Origin of the sequence: Phytobacter sp. V69 (genome assembly GCF_965644215.1) — a bacterium.
Lineage (GTDB): Bacteria > Pseudomonadota > Gammaproteobacteria > Enterobacterales > Enterobacteriaceae > Phytobacter.
In genome coordinates, this window is sequence record NZ_CBFFRL010000294.1 from 1 (window position 1) to 4,209 (window position 4,209).

At 44.9% G+C, this 4,209-nt stretch carries 4 protein-coding genes and 2 tRNA genes; 3 read left to right on the top strand and 3 right to left on the bottom strand.

The window, feature by feature from the left end:
- Positions 1–469: 469 nt before the first annotated feature.
- Positions 470–853 (top strand): acyl-CoA thioesterase, encoded by a 384-nt coding sequence (locus ACSZPU_RS23840; RefSeq protein ID WP_499003985.1) that lies wholly within the window; start codon positions 470–472, stop codon positions 851–853.
- A 305-nt stretch (positions 854–1,158) separates the two neighbouring features.
- Here the strand turns inward: ACSZPU_RS23840 and ACSZPU_RS23845 are convergent, their stop codons facing one another.
- The 3 genes from ACSZPU_RS23845 to mtfA form a co-directional block, all read right to left on the bottom strand.
- Entirely contained in the window at positions 1,159–2,409 is a 1,251-nt protein-coding gene (locus ACSZPU_RS23845) for a tyrosine-type recombinase/integrase (protein WP_499003988.1), read from the bottom strand.
- Between the two features lie 179 nt (positions 2,410–2,588).
- Positions 2,589–2,664, bottom strand: a tRNA-Asn gene (locus ACSZPU_RS23850).
- Positions 2,665–2,764: 100 nt separating this feature from the next.
- Positions 2,765–3,562, bottom strand: a complete 798-nt coding sequence (gene mtfA / locus ACSZPU_RS23855; RefSeq protein WP_499003991.1) for a DgsA anti-repressor MtfA — start codon at positions 3,560–3,562, stop codon at positions 2,765–2,767.
- 93 nt (positions 3,563–3,655) lie between these two features.
- Between mtfA and ACSZPU_RS23860 the strand changes: the two genes are divergently transcribed.
- Positions 3,656–3,745: transfer RNA gene (locus tag ACSZPU_RS23860), tRNA-Ser, on the top strand.
- A 266-nt stretch (positions 3,746–4,011) separates the two neighbouring features.
- Positions 4,012–4,179 (top strand): DUF6387 family protein, encoded by a 168-nt coding sequence (locus ACSZPU_RS23865; RefSeq protein WP_499003993.1) that lies wholly within the window; start codon positions 4,012–4,014, stop codon positions 4,177–4,179.
- Positions 4,180–4,209: the final 30 nt, after the last annotated feature.

The window sequence follows — 4,209 nt, forward strand, 5'->3', positions numbered from 1 at the left end:
TCGGTAGTTAACCCTTCCTCCTACACTCTCCACAATCATGTCCGAGCGTTGCACTTATTATCTGAATTCGCGGTTCATTTATCAATAATAACAATAAAAAAGGTGTGTTTTATGCTTGGCAAGCAAAACAATCAAAGATGACCCTACACATAAATGTTGTTATTTGTAAAAGCATTAACAAATTAATACATGTTTTTTCTGGCAATCTCACACGTTAATGGATAAAAACTTTATGACAAAACATTGAAGTTTTATTTGTCTTAATCATTAACATGAGTACACATGTGTAATTCTTTTTTATTTAAAATGGACATTTTCACAGTACTAACTGATTTTACATGATTTAAAGTATGGGAGATGAAAACTTAAATCCATTCATTCAAAAGGTTAGGTATGTATTATCTAAATTGTAATTGTAGCCAGCGATGGTTACCAGTTACTTTAAAGAAGTTCACTAAGGATTTTTTTCATGTTTGTAAAATATTATGAAGTTAAACAGGAACATATCGATTTTCAAGGGGTTGTGGATGGGCTATACTATCCATTTTACATGGAGTGGACTCGCCATGATTTCATGAAAGAAGTACTTGGATTGGATCTTGAGCATGAGTTTTCTCAAGGTCGTATTCATATTATACTCGAATACACATTGCGTTTCAAAAAAAGTCTTTTGACTGGCGATAAAATGCAGGTGACTTGTCAATTGCGTCCTAATGAGAAACGCAACCGAGTAAATTTCGTTCAACAAATAATTGTCAATAATGTTGTTTATGCAGAAGCCGTTTTTGTTGGTACTTGCCTTATAAATGGTAGACCATCACTCCCTGAATCCGTGATAAATGCTCTTTATTAAATTTTATATTATTATACCCAAGGAACTTCAAGATGCAGGATGGTAGTGCCTAAACAATTTTCCCCTACTATAGACTTGGGTTCACAGGCCCCTGCAACTTGAAGTATTCTTGGTATATGCACATTCTTGGGCATGCAAACTCATAACATTTTAATGGCTTGTTGATTTTTAATAATGACCTTAGCGCTTACATATGCACTCTTAACATATTTTACCACTCATATGTGAGCGGTTAGATTATAAAGTTTATTGTTTATGTTCTGACTGGATAAATTGACAATGACCATCTGTGGCCTTTGTTCGATTTATCCCTTCTGTGCAAACTCAAACGGCCTGACCATCCCTTCCCGGTTAGCATCGAGAAAATCGGCCCACCATTGCAGCATAACCCTGCGCTCGTCCAAATGTTCAGCCTGATGGATATAGGCAGCACGAACATTATTGCGTTCCTGATGCCCCATCTGGCGTTCAACGGCGTCTTTTGACCATAAGCCAGACTCTATCAGGGAGCTACATGCCATTGTACGGAAACCATGACCGCAGACTTCCTTCTGAGTATCGTAGCCCATTGTACGTAACGCCTTGTTGACCGTGTTTTCACTCATCGGCTTATCGGCATAGTGATCGCCAATGAAAATGAAGTCATGGTCACCACTGATTTGCTGTATTTCTCTGAGAATGGTAACGGCCTGTTGACTGAGTGGCACCAAATGCCGGGTTTTCATTTTGGCTCCACGGTGTGAGTTTTTCACGCCTTTAACCGCTTCGCGCTCTTCCGGTATCGTCCATAACGATTTTTTAAAATCGATTTCTGCCCAGCGGGCAAACCGAAGTTCGCTCGAACGGATAAAAATCAGCAGGGTGAGTTTCACCGCCAGTCGGGTGAGCAACCGGCCTTTATAGCTGTCAACACGTCCTAAAAACTCGTGGTAGCGTTCAAACGGCAAAGCTGGACGATGTTGACGTTTACCCGTGTTAACGGCCCCTGACATTTCCTGTGCGGGGTTGTAGTCGACAATGCCCTGCTGAACAGCGTAACGCATGATAGCGGTAGTGCGTTGTTTCAGACGCATAGCCACTTCATTAAACCCCTTATCCTCAACCGCTTTTATCGGCACCAGCAGGTCGCGGGTTTTCAGTTCAGCAACATGGCGATTGCCAATAACAGGGAAGATATAGGTTTCAAAGGTGCGGAGAATTTTGGCTCCATAATCTGCTGACCACTTTTTATTGGTGCTGTGCCACTGTCGTGCGATGGTCTCAAAAGAGAACGCGCCACTGTTTTCCAGCCTGTCTTCCTGCTTTTTAGCAGAAGGGTCAATACCATTAGCCAGTAGCTTACGGGCTGCGTCACGACGTTCTCTGGCTTCCGCTAAGGAAACGGTCGGGTAGACACCTAACGCATGGGTTTTCTGTTTACCTGCAAAGCGGAACTGCATACGCCAGTACTTTGAGCCATTTGGATGCAAAAGCAGGTACATGCCAAAGCCGTCAGTGAGCTTGACGGGCTTATCAGAGTGCTTTGATTTTTTTATCTTAACGTCAGTAAGCGCCATGTTTCAGCCCTCCACATGATGGTACAAAACAAATCGAACCCGTTGTACCAACGAATATAACAACAATGAGGTGTAGCTTTGAGTACTTTTTAACAGACGTGGGTAGACATTGGGAAGGGGATAACCAATTGATAGAAAGCAAAAAACCAGACGTCCGTAGACATCTGGCTTCTTTAAATTGGCTCCTCTGACTGGACTCGAACCAGTGACATACGGATTAACAGTCCGCCGTTCTACCGACTGAACTACAGAGGAATCGTGTGAACGGGGCGCATACTACTTGCCACGTTCATATGTGTCAATAGCTAATTTAACCTGCTGATTAATTTGGTGAATTAAAGCGCAGATTGAGTTTTTAGTGTACGCGGTTCGCGGGTTCATCCGATGAAAAAGACCGATCGCGCAGACGCGATAACGGATCCTGGCCGTAGAACTGACAAAAACGCTGCCAGAGCGCCGGGAAGCGCGGAGCGAACAATTCGGGTGCACTAAAAAAGTATTCCGACAGCACGGCAAAACACTCCGCAGGATCGGTCGCTGCATAAGCATCAATACTGGCCGCGCTTTCCCCCACCAGGTCGATTTCGTCCTGAATGTTGTCCATCGCTGCATGCAGGTCATGCTCCCAGGCCGCCACTTCACGCAGAGGAATGAACGGAATACCGTTTGCCCGGTCGCCATTACGGGTGTCCAGCTTGTGCGCGACTTCGTGGATGATCAGGTTGAAACCCGAGGCATCGAACGAATCCTGAATATCCAGCCAGTTCAGGACAATCGGTCCCTGCTGAAAGCTTTGCCCGGACTGGACGACGCGCTGGCTGTGCACCAGGCCAATACCGTCTTCCCATTCGTCGTCAACGACAAACGGGGCAGGGTAGATGAGCACTTCATGGAAGCCATCCAGCCATTCAAGGCCGAGTTCCAGTACCGGCAGACAAAAGATCAGGCTGATACGCGCGTTTTTTAGCGCATCCAGTTCGAAACTTTGCAACGCAACCAGCCGCTTTTGCTGTAAAAAACGGTCGGCAAGTTGCACCAGTTTCTCTTGTTCATCTAATGAAAGGTTCGCTAACACGGGGATATTTAACGCGTCTTCCCATGGGAATTCCGCACCGTGAGAGGCTTCCTTTGTTTTCCAGGGCCACTTAATCATCGCTTTGCTCGCAAACTCGCCACTTGAACCAAATTAACGGGACAGGGTCTGTTAAAATGCCAAATTACCTGGCATCATGGCAACCATTGAAACGGAGAGATGCCAGAGCGGCTGAATGGACCGGTCTCGAAAACCGGAGTAGGGGCAACTCTACCGGGGGTTCAAATCCCCCTCTCTCCGCCACACTTCCTTTAAATTCAATAGCTTACCGTTAAGTTTTTCTCATGCCATGCATCAGGTAATGCATTAAAAATCCATTAATAACAGCCTGTTCCGAAGCATTCATTTCTATCATGTTGCACTCATTCGAGCATTCATTTTTATCTCCTCTGGCTCACACTCTCAAAACAATTTATCTTTAGGCCATTGTTAGCACGAGAAAATCGGCTCTGGCTGACGGGTGAGTTACGTTAGGGAGAAATGGAATACAGATGAAAGCCAGCGACACAATGAAGGCTGTTAAGCGGTGGTTCAAGTTAAGCAACTATGCCGTTCTTGAAGAGATCACAGTTAACGACCTGAGTTATGAAATCAGTCGCCGTGTATCACTGCACCGACATGATTTTGGTAAAGGGCGGATTCAACTCCGAAGTGCAACGCTAAGCCGCCAATCTTAGCTCTGCAAACACCACAGACGGTTGCCTGAA